Origin of the sequence: Bacillus sp. N13C7 (genome assembly GCF_026790065.1) — a bacterium.
GTDB lineage: Bacteria > Bacillota > Bacilli > Bacillales > Bacillaceae > Bacillus.
In genome coordinates, this window is record NZ_JALAMO010000006.1 from 72,129 (window position 1) to 91,126 (window position 18,998).

The following is an 18,998-nucleotide window of genomic DNA, read 5'->3' on the forward strand; positions in this document are numbered from 1 at the left end:
AATAGAAAAAAATTGAAAGATTATGGTAAGATGAACGAAATTCGAGGGGGAATATATGATGCCTGCATCGGACATCATGATCGCCTGCCTGCTGTTATTGATCTGTCTATATTTGATTGTCCCTCTCTTTTTCGAAAGCGGGAGGTGAAGAAAGACGTCAATTGCTGAATTCTTTCAAGGGAGTGACAATACATGAATGTGTTAAACCGACGGCAAGCCTTGCAGCGAGCGCTGCTTAATGGAAAAAACAAACAGGATGCATATCATCCGTTTCCATGGTACGAATCGATGAGAAAGGAAGCGCCTGTTTCCTATGATGAAGAAAATCAAGTGTGGAGCGTTTTTCTTTATGATGATGTCAAAAAAGTTATTGGGGATAAAGAGGTGTTTTCCAGTTATATGCCGCAGCAGTCAAGCGTTATTGGGAATTCCATCATAAATATGGACCCGCCAAGGCATACGCAAATCCGTTCTGTTGTGAATAAAGCGTTCACACCGCGTGTGATGAAGCAATGGGAACCGAGAATTCAGGAAATCACAGATGAACTGATTCAAAAATGGCAGGGGCGAAGCGAGTTTGACCTTGTTCATGATTTTTCATACCCGCTTCCGGTTATCGTGATATCTGAGCTGCTGGGAGTGCCTTCAGAGCATATGGATCAGTTCAAAGCATGGTCTGATCTTCTGGTCAGCACACCGAAGGATCTGAGTGAAGAAGCTGAAAAAGCCTTTTTGGAAGAACGAAACAAGTGTGAGGAAGAACTGGCGGCGTTTTTTGCCGGCATCATAGAAGAAAAGCGAAACAAACCGGCACAGGACATCATTTCAATTTTGGTGAAAGCGGAAGAAACAGGCGAGAAGCTGTCAGGTGAAGAGCTGATTCCGTTTTGTACACTGCTGCTGGTGGCCGGGAATGAAACCACAACAAACCTGATTTCAAATGCGATGTACAGCATATTGGAAACGCCGGATATCTACGATGAACTGCGCAGCCATCCTGAACTGGTGCCTCAGGCAGTGGAAGAAACCCTGCGTTTCAGGGCGCCGGCACCGGTTTTGAGGCGCATTGCCAAGCGGGATACGGAGATCGGAGGGCATCTGATTAAAGAAGGTGATATGGTTCTGGCCTTTGTGGCATCAGCAAATCGTGATGAATCGAAGTTTGACAGGGCGCACACGTTTGATATCCGCCGCCACCCCAATCCGCATATTGCGTTTGGCCATGGCATTCATTTTTGTCTTGGGGCACCGCTTGCCCGTCTTGAAGCAACGATCGCTTTAACGTCTTTGATTACTGCTTTTCCGCATATGGAGTTTGTCAGTATCACTCCGATTGAAAACAGCGTGATATACGGATTAAAGAGCTTCCGTGTGAAAATGTAATAGATAAGGAGACTGGAGATTTATGAAAAAATACCATATTTCGATGATTAATATCCCGGCGTACGGACATGTCAATCCTACGCTCGCTTTAGTAGAGAAGCTTTGTGAGAAAGGGCATCGCGTCACGTATGCGACGACTGAGGAGTTCGCATCTGCTGTTCAGCAAGCCGGTGCAGAAGCATTGATCTATCATACATCCCTGAATATTGATCCTAAGCAAATCAGGGAGCTGATGGAAAAAAATGAAACACCAATCAGTCTATTAAAAGAATCACTAAGCATTCTGCCGCAGCTTGAGGCGTTATATCAGAATGATCATCCTGATCTGATTGTCTATGATTTTATTGCGCTAGCGGGAAAATTGTTTGCTGACAAGCTTCATGTACCGGTCATCAAGCTCTGTTCCTCATATGCCCAAAATGAATCCTTTCAGCTAGGAAATGAAGACATGCTGTTAAAAATGAAAGAAGCAGAGGCTGAATTTAGAGCCTACTTGGAGCAAGAGCAATTGCCGGCTGTTTCATTTGAACAGTTAGCTGTGCCGGAAGCATTAAATATTGTCTTTATGCCGAAGTCTTTTCAGATTCAGCATGAGACGTTCGATGACCGTTTCTGTTTTGTCGGCCCATCCCTTGGAAAACGCACGGAACAGGAAAGCCTGTTGATCGAAAAGGATGATCGCCCAGTTATGCTGATTTCATTGGGAACGGCGTTTAACGCATGGCCGGAGTTTTATAAGATGTGCATTGAGGCATTTCAGAATTCTTCATGGCAAGTGATTATGTCCGTCGGGAAAACGATTGATCCTGAAAGCCTGGATGAGATCCCTGCTAACTTTACCGTTCGTCAAAGTGTGCCTCAGCTTGAGGTGTTGGCAAAAGCCGATTTGTTTATTTCTCATGGCGGGATGAACAGTACGATGGAAGCGATGAATGCCGGTGTGCCGCTCGTCGTCATTCCGCAAATGTATGAGCAGGAGCTCACTGCCAAGCGTGTCGATGAATTAGGCCTTGGCGTTTATTTGCCGAAAGAGGAAGTGACGGTTTCCAGACTGCAGGAAGCGGTGCAGGCGGTAGCAGGTGATCAAGAGGTGCTCAGCCGCGTCAAGAATATGCAAAAGGATGTAAAAGAAGCAGGCGGAGCTGAGCGTGCGGCAGCTGAGATTGAAGCGTTTATGAAAAAATCCGCTGTACCGCAGTAAACATAAGAACCGAAATCACATTGATTTCGGTTTTTTATTTAAATGTTCTTTTTCATCCCGCACCTCCGGCATTCTCTGAGAAATTTCCCCCCTTTTACAGAGCTTTTGAACAGGGTGTAATCACAATTGTCGCAGCGTCCGCTGTGGACGTCCGGATATTCATTAAACTCGTAAATGATCGATGTATCGTAGCCTTTTGTTTCATATTCTTCTTTTTTTGTTTCCATGATCGATCCTCCGTTCGTAAACGTGTCTGCTGTATATCTTACAGCAAGCTTCCGGCGTATTCAATGGATTTTAGAGGCTTTGGTTTATCTTGATTTCTCCTTTGGTTTGCGCCACAATAGCTTTATTACGTTTGTATACATAAAAGAATGTGCAAGAAGGAGAGGAAACGGGTATGGGAAAAGGATTACATGGAAAGCGCGTGGCGATCGGGGGCTCCCGAAAAACCGAAGAAATCAGCACGATCATTGAAAAACAGGGCGGAACTCCTGTCATCCGTCCTCTCCAAGGAACGGTTTACTTGGCAGAGAAGCAGGTGGAGCCGGATTTGAGAACATTTGCGGAAGAAAAAGCTGACTGGATCATTTTCACGACAGGCATCGGGTTGGAGACTCTTGTCGATATGGCAGAGAAAATTGGACTGAAAGATGAGTTTCTGCAGGCCATTCGCCAAGCGAAAGCGGCGTGCCGGGGATACAAAACGCTGTCTGCGCTGAAAAAGCTTGGGATCACACCGGAAGCTTCGGATGAAGACGGGACAACAAGAGGCTTAATCCGTTCCCTGGAGCCTTACGACTTTAAAGGAAAAACAGTCATGGTGCAGCTTCATGGCGAAAAAGCGCCGGCCCTCATGGCATTTCTTGAAGAAAAAGGCGCGTCTGTCCTGCCGATTCTGCCTTATCAGCACATCCCGCCGGAGGAGGAAACGGTGGAACAGTTATGCCGAGAGCTGATAAATAGTAAGGTTGATGCCGTTTGTTTTACAACGGCCATTCAGGTTCGTTCCCTGTTTGATTTTGCCAAGGAGCGCGGCTATATCGATGAAGTGAAGGCTGTATTCGAAGAGCGGGTCATCGCTGCGGCTGTCGGAAAAGTGACTGCTGAAGCACTGCGGGAAGAAGGCATCACGAGATTGCTTGCGCCGGAGATTGAGCGGATGGGCGCGATGATTATTGAGCTGTCCAAGTATTATGAAGAAAAGGAATAACGAGTACAAAAAGCCGCTTTCCAAGGGAAAGCGGCTTTTGTATGCCGGAAAAGCCGATTGGCTGTATGCTGGTTTTCTGTCTCGCTGTTTTGAGAATCGTTAATTTCCGTCAAACCATGCTTTGTATCATTGCACTTTTGTTTAATCTTGAAGTTCCTGCTAGTCTATTGCTATTTAAGCCTCTCAGTTCCATTTAATACTGTCAAACTATTTTACTGATTATTAAAGCACTAGTCTTTCTATAGCAAATGAAGTTTTTTCTGCAATTCTTCTTTTATTTCGTGTAAACGCTCATCAACCGAGACCTGGGGGATTTTATAGCCAACGAAGAAAGGGGAAACAACGAATCTTGGTACGATTTTGCAGATGATATGATGATTTGCATGATAGAAAAATAAATTATAGCTTGTGCATTTATAGCTGAAATCTTGGGTCAAATATGTAACAGCTGTTTGAATGTAATCAGCCATAAGGTCTGTATGTTTCAGCGAGTCACTTATGATGATATTCATTTCCGTGAAACCCATAATCGGATCGCTCGACAGGTTGAATTCGGCTTTATTTGGATGCTCTGCAACCTTAATCCCTAGAAAGTTCTCATATGAGAGCGATTCCATATAATCCACATATTTTAATCCGACAATCTGCATATGGGCGTGTTTTATACTGCCGCCTGAAAGCGGGCCGTGGTTTTTATACAATATGACGCTGTTGTATTGAGGATCCTGTTCCATATGTATCAGTTTTTCTAAGCTAAACCGTATCAGCTTTCTCATTTTTTCATTGCTGTAAGTCGTGATATCTTCATCGCACTGGCCTGTCTCCACAATCAGTGTCTGATACGTATCTTGGATAGTGGGATATTTGTTTTCGAGCCAAATCATTTCCCCGTCTGTTTCTAAAATGCCGGTGAGGTTATCACGGTCACAAAAAGGACAGGCGTTTTGCTTGTTGACAATGGTTTCAGGTTTTTGTGCACTGATATAGCTGGAAAAATATAATTTCTGCATTTGATGTAACGACCTTTCGAAATTTTCTAATTCCTTACTCCACTTCAACATTCTATATGGGTTACATGAGGCTTGCAATATTTTCTTTGTTTTTTGTATGAAATAACCAAAAAAGAATTAATTTTTTTATAAAATAATTTATGTTAAATAGGAAAACGTTTCCAAAGGGGGCAAAACCCTTATTTTATAAGGTTTTTAGGGTGTTTTTTCGTAAGGCGAAAGTCTTTAATTAAAAATCAATAAAAATATAAATTTTTAGAAAATAGTTATTTACAAATATTCCCCTCCTGTGTATATTAGGGAATATCTTACTGAAAGGAGAAAACTGGGAGTATTTCACTACAAAAGGAGCGAGCAAGAACATGACTACATCTCATTTTAAAAAAGGTGTGCTTTTTTGCCTGATTGCAGGTATTTGTTTTGGAGCGCAATGGCCTGTAGCTGGAAGAGCTCTGAAACATATTGATCCATTCTTTTTTACACTGATACGTTATCTGATTGTGGCAGTCGTGCTATCTATTATTCTGTTTTTTACAGAGGGATCCAAAAGTTTTAAGACGGAAGGGAAACTGATTCCGATTTGGTTTTATGGGAGTATGGCATTCTGCGCTTATAATTTTCTCGTATTTTTAGGTCAAAAGATGGCGGGCGATAACGGCGCTATTTTAGGCTCTATTTTAATGGCCTTGATCCCAATGGTGTCACTGCTTGTTTTATGGGTGTATAAAAAGAACAGACCTGAGAATGTTACACTGCTTTTGGTTGCGGTGTCCTTCATCGGCGTATTGCTTGTTGTGACAAAGGGGGATGTTGCTTTTTTTGCAGATAGCAATAATCAGGCCGTTCCTATTATTTTAATGTCAATCAGTGTGTTAGCTTGGGTTCTTTATACGATTGGAGGCAGCAGCTTTCCGGAATGGTCATCCTTGCGTTACACAGCGTTGAGCTGTATTTTCGGAAACATCACATCTATAGCTGTTATTTCAATATTTGTAATATTAGGAAAAATAGAAGTGCCTTCTATTAATCAAGTCGCGGACATCAAATGGGAAATGATTTATATGAGTATTTTTGCAGGTGTTATCGGTGTGTTTGCATGGAATATCGGCAATAAAATACTGACACCGATCAACGGTTCTCTGTTTATGAACTTGGTTCCGATTGTTTCGTTTATGATTTCTATTATCACAGGCTATAAAATGTCACCTGTTGAAGCAGGAGGAGCTTTCTTAACGATCGGTGCAATTGTGTTAAATAATATTTACCAGAGACGGCGTTCTGTCGCGCCTGCGGTTAAGACAAGCAAAAAAGAAGCGGTATAACATCAAATCCAATAAAAAAGGGGTTTTAAGATGAGTATAAAATTAATGGATGTCACGTTAAGAGAATCTGTTCATGTTGATGGGGCGAAGATCAATTTAGATGCTGCCCGCCAAGTTGTCAGCGGACTTTCAAAAGCGAATGTTGATTTTATCGAAATCGGCTATGTGTCTTCGAACGAAGGGCTTAATCTACAAAACTACTGTCCGATTGAATACATAGAAGAAATGGCTTCCGTGATAGATGCGGAGTCAAGCTCACAATTAGTGCTCATGCTGCATCCGGCTCAATATATAGAAGAATTTCTAGATCGTATGAAGCATCCTTCCGTTGGTATGGTCCGTTTATGCATTCCTCTTGCGAAAACGGATGCTAGCCTGCCGGTCATCAAAGAATTGAAAGCACACGGAATCAATGTCAGTGCAAACTTAATTAGGGCAAGTCATGCTAATATCCAAGACATTATCGTATTTACGGAAAAAGTCATAGAAGCGGGAGCGGATTATATCTACCTGGCTGATTCTAACGGAGCTATGATGCCGCCAGCTGTTTCATCTTTATTTACCAAGCTGAAAGAACATTCATCTGTAGAACTCGGTTTTCATCCTCATGACAATTTAGGCCTTGCCTCGGCAAATGCCATTGATGCGATTCAGTGCGGTGTACAGTTAATTGACGGAAGTTTATACGGTTTTGGTAAAGGACCGGGGAATCTGTGCATCGAGACATTTGCAGCGATACTCAATCGCTTAGACCTTAGCAAAAAATATGATATTTGTGAATTAATCCAGTTATCAAGACAAGCCTATTCCTTATTCATCAATGATGCGTCAGAGAATACCTTCTTTGACAAAGAGGAAGGGATTTTGTCCGGTCTGCATAATTTGAATTTAGATGTATTAGACAAGCTTGACAGAATGGCGCAATCAAGCGGTCTCAAGTTATTGGATTTATTAGTGATATTAGAAAAGCAGACGTTGATTCATCGTGCGGAATTTGCGCTGAGAAGCACCGAACTGAGTCAAGTAGGGTGAGGAAGGTCATGAACAAACCGAACGAAAAACGCAGTTGGAAACTGGAGTTAGGAACCGGGGACAGAGTAATTTTGGTTTTGCCGAGAATGGACGCAGATGCATTAAGCCGAGAAGAATGGATGGTGTCACTTGCACCGTACATCAGCAACTATACATTTATCATTTTAGATGTCCCGGAAAAACTGATCCAAGAGAATCAGGAAAAAGATTCATTTACCGTCCCTGAACTGGCACAGTGGGCACATGATTATGTCGAAAAGAATAACATCAAACCTTATATGATTTGGGGCTTTTCTCTCGGTGGGATGATGGCTCAGTATTTAAGTACGTTCACTGCATATGAAGACACTCCCGTTTTATTGGTGTCTACCATGTTATATCCAAATAAAAAATTAAAGGCTGTTTTTTCCACATGGTATATGCTTTGCGATAAATTTGGCGTAAAAGGGCTTCAAGCGGGATTAGTGCCGTGGGTCGTCAAAGAAAGCGAGCTTCCTTTAATGCGGTTGGAGACGACAGACATAGAAGATGAGGCGATTGCCGTGGCCAAAATGAAAGCCGGCGTGCAAGCTATAATAAGCCATAACGGAAAAGCATATCACGATCAGATGAAGTCACCGATTCAAATCATTTTCGGAGAAGAATCGATTTTATTAGGGGAAGAAGAGTCGGAATATTTTGAAAAATATGTTCCGCAGGCGAACATTTATTTTATACAAAACAGCGGTATGCGCATGTTCGGTGAAAAACCAGAGGAAGTCAAACAAGTGATCGAGAAATTTATTGATTCACATTTCGGAGCAGAGGTGTAAAAACAAATGTCGAAAATAACAGCAGCGGTTTTACCAGGAGATGGAATCGGTCCTGAAGTTATAGAATGCAGTCTACCTGTATTTGATCGATTAGGTGTCGATATTGATTTAAAGTTTGGTGATATCGGATGGGAGTTTTGGAAAAAAGAAGGTGATCCAGTTCCGCAAAGAACGTGGGATTTAATTGAAAAATGTGATGTGACATTATTAGGCGCGATCACCAGTAAACCTCACGCTCAGGGTCTAAAAGAATTAGATCCGTCATTACAAGATAAAAACTTGAAGTATGTCTCACCTGTCATCCAACTGAGACAAAAATTAAATTTGTTCGCAAATGTGCGTCCTGCTTACAGTTTAGAGCATCAGCAATCAAAAAAGTTTAGAATGACCGTCATTCGAGAAAACACAGAGGGACTTTATGCAGGACTTGACTTTTCACCGATACCCAAAGGTTTATATGATTTTATTCAGGCAAACAAGAACGGACTACATCATTGGCAGCTTGACGGAGAAGATGCTGCAGGTGCCGCGATTCGTTTGATTACGAAAAATGGTTTAAGGCGATTGTTGAAGTTTGCCTTTGAATGGGCGAAAAAATACAACTATCAACGAGTGACTTGGTCAGATAAGCCCAATGTGATGAGGCAGTCCGGTCAGTTTGCGTTAACCATTTTGGAAGAAGTGGCGAAGGATTACCCGGAAGTGGACTGGGAGGTCCAAAACGTTGATGCGACAGCAATGTGGATGGTAAAAGATCCGGGACATTTCGGCGTCATTGTCAGTGAAAATCAATTCGGCGACATTCTCTCCGATCTCGGAGCAGGAATCATGGGCGGCTTAGGTCTTGCACCGAGTTCAAACTTCGGTTACGAGAATGCTTATTTTGAACCGGTACACGGCTCAGCGCCAAAACATGCCGGTAAAATGAAAGTGAATCCGATGGCGCAATTTTTAACCATTTCTCTTTTGCTTGAGCATTGCGGATTTATGGAAGAAAGCATTCGGATCAAAAACGCTGTCAATAAGGTATTAAAAGATGGAAAAACGTTAACGTACGATTTAGGCGGTATCGCAAGCACAAAAGAAACGGCAAATGCTATCATTCAAAACTGCTAGGAGGACTGAATAAGTGGACAACCAACAAATTATAAAAGAACTGAAATCGTTTGATACGCCGACGATTTCTGACGCATTGGATAGTTTAAATATAAACGGCGGATTATGCGGTATCATACCGAGAAACAAGTCTGCAAATATTTGCGGAACAGCTTTTACGGTTGAATACAGAGAACCGAACGAAGAGGAACAGCAAGTTGCTAAAGCAGCCGATTTCATTGATGCAGCGGACGAGAATTCAGTCATCATTCTGGCTAACAACGGCCGTGCGGATTGCACCGTATGGGGCAACATTTTAACCCAAATCGCTATACAAAAGAAAATCGCGGGCACTGTAATAGATGGCGCTTGCCGTGATATTGACTTTATTCGGGAAACTGAGTACGCAATGTTCAGTAAATCAGTCTATATGAAAACGGGAAAAGGCCGTACGAAAAAAAGAGCCCATCAGGTGCCTGTCACGATCAGCGGCACGATCATTCAGCCAAACGATTTTGTTCGCGCGGACCAAAATGGAGTGATCGTCATTCCCCAACACGTTGCCGAAGAAGTTATCAAGCGCTGTAAAGCAATTGAAGAAACGGAAGAGAAAATTAAAGAAGCCGTTTCTCGAGGCATCCATTTAAAAGAAGCACGTGAAACGTATAAATATCATCGTCCTTGGGAGAATGAAGTGGTAGCCAAATGAAGCTTGACCGATTTTTAGATCTTCATGTACACGCATGGCCTGATACGTATAATAGAAGATATACGATTTTTAATTTGGGTGAAGAACTAAAAGCGAACAATGGAGCAGCCGTTATGAAAAGCCATTTGATGGCCACAACACCGCTTGCCCATATGGCCCGGGAGATGGGGCTGCCGCTCTTTGGCTCTATTACATTAAACCAGTATAACGGCGGTATCAACCGATCGGTGGTTGAAGCAGCGATTGCTGCAAACGGTCCAGATGATTCTTCAATGATAATTTGGTTTCCCACTTTGACCATACCGTCAAACAAACCAAAAACAAAACAAACAACATCTCACCCTGTTTTAGCTGAAAATGCAGTGAAATATGAAAGAGTCAGCGAAAACGGAAAACTTCGGCAGGAAACAAGGGAAGTCATTCAATTAGCATCGGCGTTTAACATTCCATTAGCAACAGGTCACTCTTCAAAAGAAGAAGTGTATATGCTGATTGAAGAAACAGAAAAACAAAATTGTAAGCTGATGATCACTCATCCGTTTTACCAATGTACGAATTTTACTATAGCTGAGATCATCGACATGCTTTCTTCTTCAAACAACGTCTATGTTGAATTTGCTGTTTTAATGAGCAAAATTGGTTATGACCGGCACGAGGATTTAGTAGAAGTGTTGAAAACATGGGGAACGGATCGTATTTGCGTATCGACGGATTTCGGGCAGTTAAAAAATGGCACAGTGACTGAAGCATATACGGAATATTTGACAGAAGTAAAAAAAGCTGCTGAAGCAAACGGATTTGATTTTAATAAAAAAAGCGCTGATGAAATTTGTTATTTGAATCCAACTGCTTTTTTAGGTGTGAAATAAAGATGAGCCCTTCCCGAAAAGGAAGGGCTCATCTTTCTGTGTCATCCATTTTCCTTCAATTGCTGATGCACTGTAAATAATGAAGGGTATGTCAGTACGCTTAAGATCACACATGTCAGCGCGGCTGACGCCATTGTTGTAAAGACGATTAACAGCTGAAAACGTACCGCTTGAATAGGATCCGCACCAGCTAAAATCTGGCCTGTCATCATGCCGGGGAGCTGAACAAGTCCGAGCGTTTTCTGGCTTTCCAGCGTCGGAATCATGCTCATTTTCATCGCAGAAGTAAGAATGCGCTGTATAGATTGCTTCGGTGTGCCTCCAAGAGACAATATTAACTGAATTTCTTCTTTACGCACGCCGACTTCAGAGTTGAGCCGGTTTAAAAACAAACTTGCGAGCACCATCGAATTTCCGATGACCATCCCGCTGATTGGGATGACATATCGGGCCGTAAGCGGGATGATATGAAGAGACAGCAGAATTCCCTGCGTCACAATTTCTACAATCGCTAACGCGGCGAACACCCTCCAAAACGAACCGATTGTATTTTTCTTTCGTTTGATCACATTTTGCGCTGCCACTGCCAGCATTAACAGCACCATCAGCACGATAAAAACAGGATGGTCTCCGCGAAAAATCAGCGACAGTACATAACCGATGATAAGCAGCTGTACCGCGGCCCGGATGGTGGCAATGATCATGTCTTTTTCTACGCCGGCTTTAAAGGATTTTGATAAAAACAAGGCGATCAAAACAAAGATCATCGTTAAAGAGAGGGAAAGGTAATCCATTACCGGGTTCCTCCCTTCAAAAATTCCTTGGCTGCTTCATGCAGCGGATTAGAGAAAAATGTTTCAGTTTCTGCAATTTCCAGCAGCCGTCCATCCGCCATAAACCAAATGGTATCGGCTACTCGTTTTGCCTGCTCCATGTTATGGGTCACCCACATGACTGTCCATTTTTTCTCTTGATGCTGACGTTTAATCAGCTCTTCAATCTCAAGAACAGAAACCGGGTCCAAGGCCGACGTGATTTCGTCAAGCAATAAAATAGAGGAAGGATTCGCGAGTGTTCTGGCCAGTGACAGCCTTTGCCGCTGTCCGCCCGATAAGTCCTTGGCGCTTCTGTCTAACAGCTCTGGCGGCAGCCCTATAAGAGAAGCGAGCTCTTCGGGGGAGTATAGCTGGGATTGATGCAGCCTTTGCACGAGACTAAGATTGTCACGCACTGTTCCGTCGAGGACGGGAGCCGATTGAAACGCGAGAGCTGCCGTTCGCCTCAGCTCATTGACATTCCAATCCCTGATTTCCTTTCCGTATATGTTCACTTCGCCGTGATCCGGCGTTCTCATTAAATTGCACATGGACAGAAGGGTGCTTTTGCCTGAACCGGAAGGGCCTAAAACAGCTACGATTGCGCCCTGTTGAATGTCTCCGGTGACATCCTGCAATACATCATAGGCTTGTCCATCTTGTTCATAGCTTTTTCTGACTGATCTAAAGGAAATGGCTGGTATGTTTTGTGTTTGATCATTTGCTTCCATTACAATAATCACCTTTCAGTATAAGTAGGCTGAACCTATATTTAAATATAACGTGAAACCGATGCCTTTTGGTAGAAAAAATAAAGGAGAACAGGCTTTCACCTATTCTCCTGCTCAAACTATGCGGTCAGGTTTGGCTGTGTTTTCTTTTTCGGTTTTCTCGGCTGTGAAGCAAAGGTATGTAATACCATCCCCGCAATAATAATGAATAAACCGGCAAATGATAACAGGGACGGAAAAACGCCTGACAGCAGAACAATTTCACCAAACAGCGCGAAAATCACTTCACCGGACTGAGTGGCTTCAACGGCCGCGAGTTTCTGCGGGTTGTCTCTTACCATATCAGTGGCCCAGAAAAATAAAACCGTCGCAATGATGCCTGAGCTGACGGCAACGATAAAGGATTGAACGGTTTGCCCTGCTGATGGAAGGCCGTCTGACCACCAGCCGTAAGCCGCCAGTATAAGCCAGAACGGAAGGCTTGCCAATGTCATTCCCAGCACGCGCTGAAATGTATCAAGCCGGCCTCCGTATTCTTCCAGCATTCTCCGGTTTCCTAACGGATAGGCAAAAGCCGCAATAACAACCGGCAGCACACTGAAAAGCAGCATCTTCCCTGAAAGCGATTCTGCATGCTGAAGCTGAATCAGCGCCGCTCCGATCAGGATGATCACGGAAGTGCCAAGTGATACTAGGGGAATCTTTTGCCGAACGAGTTGCGGACCACCCGGCATGTCTTTTTTGACATAGAAAAAAGGAGATAAGAGCACACCGGCTACAATGGTGATTTGCCAAGTTCCGGCTACAAGCCATCCGGGACCGTAAGCAGCCGCAAAGGTAATCGGCGCGTAAAAAAGCACAAAACCGACAAAACTCCACTTGATCCAAAAGAACGGCTTTTTCCTCATCTCTTGTAAAAGAGGAGCGAATGTCCCTCTCATGATGACTATCAAACATAAAAAAGGCACCATAAAAATAAAGCGCAGCGAAGAGCTCCAAAGCCAGCTGCCTCCGGATAACTCCATCGCCCTGTTTAAAATAAAGGTAACGGCGAAAAAGAGTGAAGCTAATATTCCGATAATGATTGCTTTCATGATATCCCTCATTTTGGCATTATTTTTTATACTATACTATTCGGTATTATTCAGTTCAATGGAATCGTGAGAAAAACATCAGGTTTTGCGAGCCGCTAGGTGTGGAAGACAAAAAATAGGAGGTGATATTGATGGGAACAAAGACATAGACGTACTTCTTTCAGGATGACGGCAGGATTCCGAATCACCCAAATTTTCCGCTCGTTCGGTATCAAAACGCGTTCAGGGATACGAGTGAGGCAGAGCGGACCGTCAACTGGCATGGCTGGTCAAACAGCTGGTCAGGCAGTGTTTTTCCATACCATCATTATCACAGCAATACACATGAAGTGCTGATTGCTGTCCGCGGAGAGGCTGTGATTCAATTTGGGGGAGAGAAAGGGGCCGTCATTCCTTTCTCATCCGGTGACGCTGTCGTGATTCCAGCCGGAGTCGGCCATAAAAAGCTAAGTGCTAGCTCAGATTTTACCGTCATCGGCGCATATCCGGGGGGCATTCAGTATGATATGAAGACGGGAGAGCCAGATGAACGGAAGGAAGCGATGAAACAGATCAAGCAGGTGCCGCTGCCGGCGAAAGACCCGATCACAGGAAAAAGGGCTCCTCTTTTGGAAATATGGGTAAAGTGAAGGGGAGAAATTGCTGGATTGTCAATAACTAGTGCCGGAGAAACGATATGACACGAGCTCCAAATAAATTAATTTCATAATCGAAGCAATTCACGTTCAAATTTTGTTCAAAAAGTGTTATCATATAGAAGGTAATCGAATTGGAGTTTTTTGTGTTTGCTATTTTCAGAGAGAGTAAAGGATTTTGACTTATTCAATTGTTTATTTTTGAGATAAAAATAATACTGAATATGGCAAGATGAAAAACTGGGTAGTAAACATTTATTTTTGTAAATGATTGTGCATGAATTCACAATCCTTATTCTTATGCCTTCAAGCGTGAGATCAGGGAGAGGCACTACCCTTTCCAAAAAAAATCAGCAAACTGCTTATAGTAAAGGAGAATTGGATATGCCAGAAACAATCGATCAAACAAATGCGTCTGTCAGCCAAAGCCAGCAAGATCTTATTGATCAGCTATTAAAGCCAGAAGTTCAAGAATCACTGACTGTTTTAGTTGACCAGCTTCCGAAGCTGACTGAGTTAGTGAATATTTTAACGAAGTCTTATGATTTCGCTCAGTCTGTAGCAACTGACGAAGTGCTAAAAAGCGACACAGTCGGTGCGATCACTGAAATTCTTGAGCCTGTAAAAGAAACGGCGAAAGAAGTAGCTGCGACTGCAATCGAAGCAAAAGACCGTGCAGAAGCAAGCAACGAAACGATTGGACTGTTCGGCCTGCTGCGCATGCTGAAGGATCCTCAAGCTCAAAAGCTGTTCCGTTTTGCTAACAGCTACCTTGAAGTGATGAACGAACGCGAAAACCAAAAATAATCTCAGATACAAATTGATATAAAGGACGGAGGATATACGATGTCAAAACATATTGTCATTCTAGGCGCTGGTTATGGCGGAGTTCTTTCTGCTCTAACAGTTCGCAAACATTACACAAAAGAACAAGCACGCGTGACAGTGGTAAACAAATACCCAACTCACCAAATCATTACGGAATTACACCGCCTTGCAGCAGGCAACGTGTCTGAAAAAGCGGTTGCAATGCCATTAGAAAAACTTTTCAAAGGCAAAGACATTGATCTTAAAATTGCGGAAGTAAGCTCTTTCTCAGTAGATAAAAAAGAAGTTGCGCTTGCTGACGGTTCTACATTAACTTATGATGCGCTTGTTGTAGGACTTGGTTCTGTCACAGCTTACTTCGGCATCCCAGGTCTTGAAGAAAACAGCATGGTATTGAAATCTGCTGCTGATGCGAACAAAGTCTTCAAACATGTTGAAGATCGTGTGCGTGAGTACTCTAAAACGAAAAACGAAGCAGATGCAACAATCCTTATCGGCGGAGGCGGCTTAACAGGCGTTGAGCTTGTCGGTGAGCTTGCTGACATCATGCCAAACCTTGCGAAAAAATACGGCGTAGACCATAAAGAAATCAAACTGAAACTGGTTGAAGCAGGTCCGAAAATCCTTCCTGTTCTTCCGGATGATCTTATCGAACGTGCGACGACAAGTCTTGAAAAACGCGGCGTTGAGTTCTTAACAGGTCTTCCTGTTACAAATGTAGAAGGCAACGTGATTGATCTGAAAGACGGATCAAAAGTTGTTGCCAACACATTTGTTTGGACTGGCGGCGTACAAGGTAACCCATTAGTCGGTGAATCAGGCCTTGAAGTGAACCGCGGACGTGCGACAGTAAATGACTTCCTGCAATCTACATCTCACGAAGATGTATTCGTTGCCGGAGACAGCGCTGTTTACTTTGCTCCAGATGGCCGTCCATACCCGCCAACTGCACAAATCGCATGGCAAATGGGTGAGCTGATTGGTTACAACCTATTCGCTTACTTAGAAGGCAAAACGCTTGAAACATTCAAGCCAGTAAACTCTGGTACACTTGCAAGCCTTGGACGCAAAGACGCGGTTGCCATCATTGGTGCTAATTCTACACCGCTTAAAGGTCTTCCTGCTTCCTTGATGAAAGAAGCAAGTAACGTACGCTACTTAACACACATTAAAGGACTATTCAGCCTGGCTTACTAATCCTTTCTTGTGGATCAGACATTGCCAAAAGCGTTCCTTCGGGGATGCTTTCCGGCAATGTCTTTTTTTGTTTCAAAAAAAGACATTGATCCTAGAGGAATATAAAGGTAAAATAAGACTAAATCAAAATGTTAACGTTAACATTTTGAAATAGAATGAAAGACGGTGAGGACATGGAACCCTTTATGGGCGAAAATTTTTTGTTGAAAAATGAAACCGCTGTCAACCTCTATCACCATTACGCGAAAGACATGCCGATTATTGATTACCACTGCCACTTAAGCCCGAAAGAAATCTATGAAAATAAGACATTTCAAAACATCACGGAAGCCTGGCTGTATGGAGACCATTACAAATGGCGCATTATGAGAGCCAATGGGATTGAAGAGACATACATTACAGGCGATGCGACTGATGAAGAGAAATTTATGGCTTGGGCGAAAACCGTGCCTATGGCGATCGGCAATCCCCTCTACAATTGGACCCACTTAGAACTGCAGCGTTTTTTTGGTATTTATGATGTTTTAAATGAGCAAACCGCGCCGGCTATATGGAAACAGACGAATGAACTGCTCAAAGGAGAAGGCTTCGGGGCAAGAGATTTGATTGTGAAATCAAATGTAAAGGTCGTTTGCACAACGGATGACCCTGTCGACTCTCTTGAATACCACCTATTATTAAAAGAAGACAAAGATTTTCCTGTCAGCGTGCTGCCAGGATTTCGGCCGGATAAAGGGCTTGAGATTAATCGTGAAGGCTTTCCTGATTGGGTGCGGGCACTTGAAAACGCTGCAGCCATATCGATTTCAACATACGATGAGTTTCTAAGGGCGCTGGAAAAACGAGTGCGGTTCTTCCATTCAGCCGGCGGCAGAGTGTCTGATCACGCGATCGATTCAATGGTATTTGCCGAAACGACAAAAGAGGAAGCGGGCCGCATTTTTTCTGACAGATTGCGAGGAACAGAGGTTGCTGATGAAGATGAGAAGAAATTTAAGACGTATACGCTTCAGTTTCTTTGCGGTTTGTATGCGGAACTCGATTGGGCGATGCAGTTTCATATCAACGCCTTAAGAAATACGAATACAAAGATGATGAAGAGGCTCGGACCTGACACAGGCTATGATTCTATGAATGATGAAGAAATAGCCAAGCCTTTATATAAACTGCTGAACTCAGTTGAGATGAAGAACCAGCTGCCGAAGACAATTTTATATTCACTGAATCCAAACGATAACTATGTCATCGCCAGCATGATCAACAGTTTTCAGGACGGTGTCACCCCGGGAAAAATCCAATTCGGCACGGCCTGGTGGTTTAATGATACAAAAGACGGGATGCTTGATCAAATGAAAGCGTTGTCAAATGTCGGCCTTTTCAGCCGCTTTATCGGCATGCTCACCGATTCCAGAAGCTTTCTTTCTTATACGCGCCACGAATATTTCAGGCGGATCGTCTGCAATTTGATCGGGGAATGGGTGGAAAACGGCGAAGTGCCGCGTGATATGGAGCTTTTAGGAAGCATTGTGCAAGGAATTTGCTATGACAATGCGAAACACTATTTTCAATTTCAAGAAGAGAAAGCAAACGTGTAACAAAGTGTCCGCTCAGCATCACTGAGCGGATCACTGCCCGAAAATTTCTAAGACACAGAGGTGGAAGATGCGAACTGAACTGGCAAATAAGGTTGTGTCGATCGAAACAGAGAAAAGGCTTTCATTGAAAGAGAAGATTTCCTATGGTTTTGGTGATTTTGGCAACGGTTTTATGTTTGATCTCGGCCAGATTTATTTATTGAAGTATTTTACTGATGTAGCGGGAATCCCGGCTGCGATGGCCGGAGGCATTTTTTTAGTCAGCAAGCTGTTTGCAGCGATCACAGATCCAATTGTCGGCTCATCAATCGATTATCGCAAAAACATCGGCAAGCGGGGGAAATTCAGGCCTTATCTATTAATCGGCAGCATCGTGCTTGCGGTGCTTACTGTACTTATTTTTCTGTCTCCTAATGTATCAACGACCGGAAAACTGATTTATGCATATGCATCCTACATGATTTGGGGCATCGGTTATTCGTTTGTGAATATTCCGTACGGCTCATTAGGGGCTGCGATGACTCAAAATTCTGAGGATCGCACCTCCATTTCGACTTTTCGCCAGATCGGATCACTTGGAGCCTTGTTTATCACAAGTGTGGCCGTGATGCCGCTGCTCGTCAAATTTGATAATCCGAAGGTCGGCTACCCGGTGGTCATGGGCTTGTTCGCCGCACTCGGTGTGCTATGGTTTTATATTTGCTACCGCAACTGCAAAGAGCGCATTGTGATATCGGAAGCGCCAAAAGAAAAATTAACACTCTCATCTGTCGTCAAAACATTTATTGCGAATAAACCGCTGCTGACCCTTGTCTTAATGACGATTTTTTCAATTTCCGCATACAACATCAAATCCGCTATGCTCGTCTATTTCGCACAATATAATCTCGGCAATGTTGAACTGATGGCTTATATGAACTTTATTATTATCGGTTCTTCCTTTTTGGGCGTCATATTCCTTCCAAAGCTCGTCAAGATGTTTGGAAAAAAACGAACGGCAATGATTGGCTTCGGCATCAGTGTGGCTGCGGATCTGGTCAACTTTATGCTTCCGTCAAACGTCTATGTGTTTACGATTTTGGCCAGCATCGCCTTTATCGGAATCAGTATCCCGAATGGCATTACGTGGGCGCTTGTCTCCGATATTATTGACTATGGTGAATGGAAATCTGGTGAACGGAAAGAAGCAACGACATATTCACTTTTTAATTTCTCCAGAAAGCTTGCTCAGTCCTTGTCCGGTTTTCTCTCGGGCATCGGTTTAGGGCTTATCGGTTATGTTCCGAATGCAGTTCAGACAGCACAGGCACTGATCGGCATCAAAGCGCTTCTGCTTCTGTATCCGGCCATTGCTTTGGCATTAGCAATGATCATTATCGGTTTTCTTTATAAACTCACAGACCAGCAGCATGCACAGATCGTTCAAGATCTTCATCAAAAGAGCTGACAGCACAATA

At 43.3% G+C, this 18,998-nt stretch carries 19 protein-coding genes; 14 read left to right on the plus strand and 5 right to left on the minus strand.

Annotated elements, in window-relative coordinates:
- Positions 1–192: 192 nt before the first annotated feature.
- Both MOB98_RS07105 and MOB98_RS07110 read left to right on the plus strand, forming a co-directional pair.
- Positions 193–1,383, plus strand: a complete 1,191-nt coding sequence (locus MOB98_RS07105) for a cytochrome P450 (protein ID WP_268358835.1) — start codon at positions 193–195, stop codon at positions 1,381–1,383.
- A 22-nt stretch (positions 1,384–1,405) separates the two neighbouring features.
- Complete coding sequence (locus MOB98_RS07110) at positions 1,406–2,584, plus strand: macrolide family glycosyltransferase (RefSeq protein ID WP_268367029.1); 1,179 nt, start codon at positions 1,406–1,408, stop codon at positions 2,582–2,584.
- A 38-nt stretch (positions 2,585–2,622) separates the two neighbouring features.
- Here MOB98_RS07110 and MOB98_RS07115 read toward each other — a convergent pair whose 3' ends face one another.
- A complete protein-coding gene (locus MOB98_RS07115) occupies positions 2,623–2,811 on the minus strand; it encodes a hypothetical protein (protein ID WP_019258112.1) in 189 nt (62 codons plus the stop codon).
- A gap of 173 nt (positions 2,812–2,984) precedes the next feature.
- Here MOB98_RS07115 and MOB98_RS07120 point away from each other — a divergent pair, with 173 nt between their 5' ends.
- On the plus strand, positions 2,985–3,797 hold the full coding sequence (locus tag MOB98_RS07120) for a uroporphyrinogen-III synthase (RefSeq protein ID WP_268360051.1): 813 nt from the start codon (positions 2,985–2,987) through the stop codon (positions 3,795–3,797).
- A gap of 239 nt (positions 3,798–4,036) precedes the next feature.
- Here the strand turns inward: MOB98_RS07120 and MOB98_RS07125 are convergent, their stop codons facing one another.
- Positions 4,037–4,807, minus strand: coding sequence for a DUF4931 domain-containing protein (locus MOB98_RS07125; protein WP_268360052.1), 771 nt, complete (start codon positions 4,805–4,807; stop codon positions 4,037–4,039).
- 362 nt (positions 4,808–5,169) lie between these two features.
- Here MOB98_RS07125 and MOB98_RS07130 point away from each other — a divergent pair, with 362 nt between their 5' ends.
- Genes MOB98_RS07130 through MOB98_RS07155 form a run of 6 tightly spaced genes read left to right on the plus strand, consistent with a single transcriptional unit; the run spans position 5,170 to position 10,646 of the window.
- Positions 5,170–6,129: a DMT family transporter gene (locus tag MOB98_RS07130; protein WP_268360053.1), complete on the plus strand. Its 960-nt coding sequence runs from the start codon at positions 5,170–5,172 to the stop codon at positions 6,127–6,129.
- A 30-nt stretch (positions 6,130–6,159) separates the two neighbouring features.
- Entirely contained in the window at positions 6,160–7,161 is a 1,002-nt protein-coding gene (locus MOB98_RS07135; protein WP_268360054.1) for a hypothetical protein, read from the plus strand.
- A gap of 8 nt (positions 7,162–7,169) precedes the next feature.
- The gene (locus MOB98_RS07140; protein ID WP_268360055.1) at positions 7,170–7,973 is read left to right on the plus strand and encodes an alpha/beta fold hydrolase; all 804 of its coding nucleotides are present in this window, start codon (positions 7,170–7,172) and stop codon (positions 7,971–7,973) included.
- A 6-nt stretch (positions 7,974–7,979) separates the two neighbouring features.
- Entirely contained in the window at positions 7,980–9,089 is a 1,110-nt protein-coding gene (locus MOB98_RS07145; protein ID WP_268360056.1) for an isocitrate/isopropylmalate dehydrogenase family protein, read from the plus strand.
- A 13-nt stretch (positions 9,090–9,102) separates the two neighbouring features.
- The gene (locus tag MOB98_RS07150; RefSeq protein ID WP_268360057.1) at positions 9,103–9,777 is read left to right on the plus strand and encodes an RraA family protein; all 675 of its coding nucleotides are present in this window, start codon (positions 9,103–9,105) and stop codon (positions 9,775–9,777) included.
- Positions 9,774–10,646, plus strand: coding sequence for a DUF6282 family protein (locus MOB98_RS07155; RefSeq protein WP_268360058.1), 873 nt, complete (start codon positions 9,774–9,776; stop codon positions 10,644–10,646). Before MOB98_RS07150 ends, MOB98_RS07155 begins: the two co-directional genes overlap by 4 nt.
- Before the next feature lie 41 nt (positions 10,647–10,687).
- On the opposite strand, the gene MOB98_RS07160 is transcribed toward MOB98_RS07155, so the two are convergent.
- The 3 genes from MOB98_RS07160 to MOB98_RS07170 all read right to left on the minus strand — a co-directional run bounded on the left by MOB98_RS07160 (position 10,688) and on the right by MOB98_RS07170 (position 13,286).
- Positions 10,688–11,440 (minus strand): ABC transporter permease, encoded by a 753-nt coding sequence (locus tag MOB98_RS07160; protein ID WP_268360059.1) that lies wholly within the window; start codon positions 11,438–11,440, stop codon positions 10,688–10,690.
- Entirely contained in the window at positions 11,440–12,192 is a 753-nt protein-coding gene (locus tag MOB98_RS07165; RefSeq protein ID WP_268360060.1) for a phosphate ABC transporter ATP-binding protein, read from the minus strand. The genes MOB98_RS07160 and MOB98_RS07165 overlap by 1 nt, the downstream gene beginning before the upstream one ends.
- Before the next feature lie 119 nt (positions 12,193–12,311).
- Positions 12,312–13,286, minus strand: a complete 975-nt coding sequence (locus MOB98_RS07170) for a multidrug resistance efflux transporter family protein (RefSeq protein ID WP_268360061.1) — start codon at positions 13,284–13,286, stop codon at positions 12,312–12,314.
- Between the two features lie 176 nt (positions 13,287–13,462).
- On the opposite strand from MOB98_RS07170, the gene MOB98_RS07175 reads away from it, so the two are divergent.
- The 5 genes from MOB98_RS07175 (at position 13,463) to MOB98_RS07195 (ending at position 18,988) form a co-directional block, all read left to right on the plus strand.
- On the plus strand, positions 13,463–13,915 hold the full coding sequence (locus MOB98_RS07175; RefSeq protein WP_268363038.1) for a cupin domain-containing protein: 453 nt from the start codon (positions 13,463–13,465) through the stop codon (positions 13,913–13,915).
- 390 nt (positions 13,916–14,305) lie between these two features.
- Positions 14,306–14,728 carry a DUF1641 domain-containing protein gene (locus MOB98_RS07180; protein WP_003220510.1) on the plus strand — a complete coding sequence of 141 codons (423 nt, stop codon included), beginning with the start codon at positions 14,306–14,308 and terminating at the stop codon, positions 14,726–14,728.
- 39 nt (positions 14,729–14,767) lie between these two features.
- A complete protein-coding gene (locus tag MOB98_RS07185) occupies positions 14,768–15,946 on the plus strand; it encodes an NAD(P)/FAD-dependent oxidoreductase (protein WP_268367030.1) in 1,179 nt (392 codons plus the stop codon).
- Between the two features lie 173 nt (positions 15,947–16,119).
- The gene (gene uxaC, locus MOB98_RS07190; protein ID WP_268367031.1) at positions 16,120–17,541 is read left to right on the plus strand and encodes a glucuronate isomerase; all 1,422 of its coding nucleotides are present in this window, start codon (positions 16,120–16,122) and stop codon (positions 17,539–17,541) included.
- Between the two features lie 67 nt (positions 17,542–17,608).
- Entirely contained in the window at positions 17,609–18,988 is a 1,380-nt protein-coding gene (locus MOB98_RS07195) for an MFS transporter (RefSeq protein ID WP_268362538.1), read from the plus strand.
- Positions 18,989–18,998 lie beyond the last annotated feature (10 nt).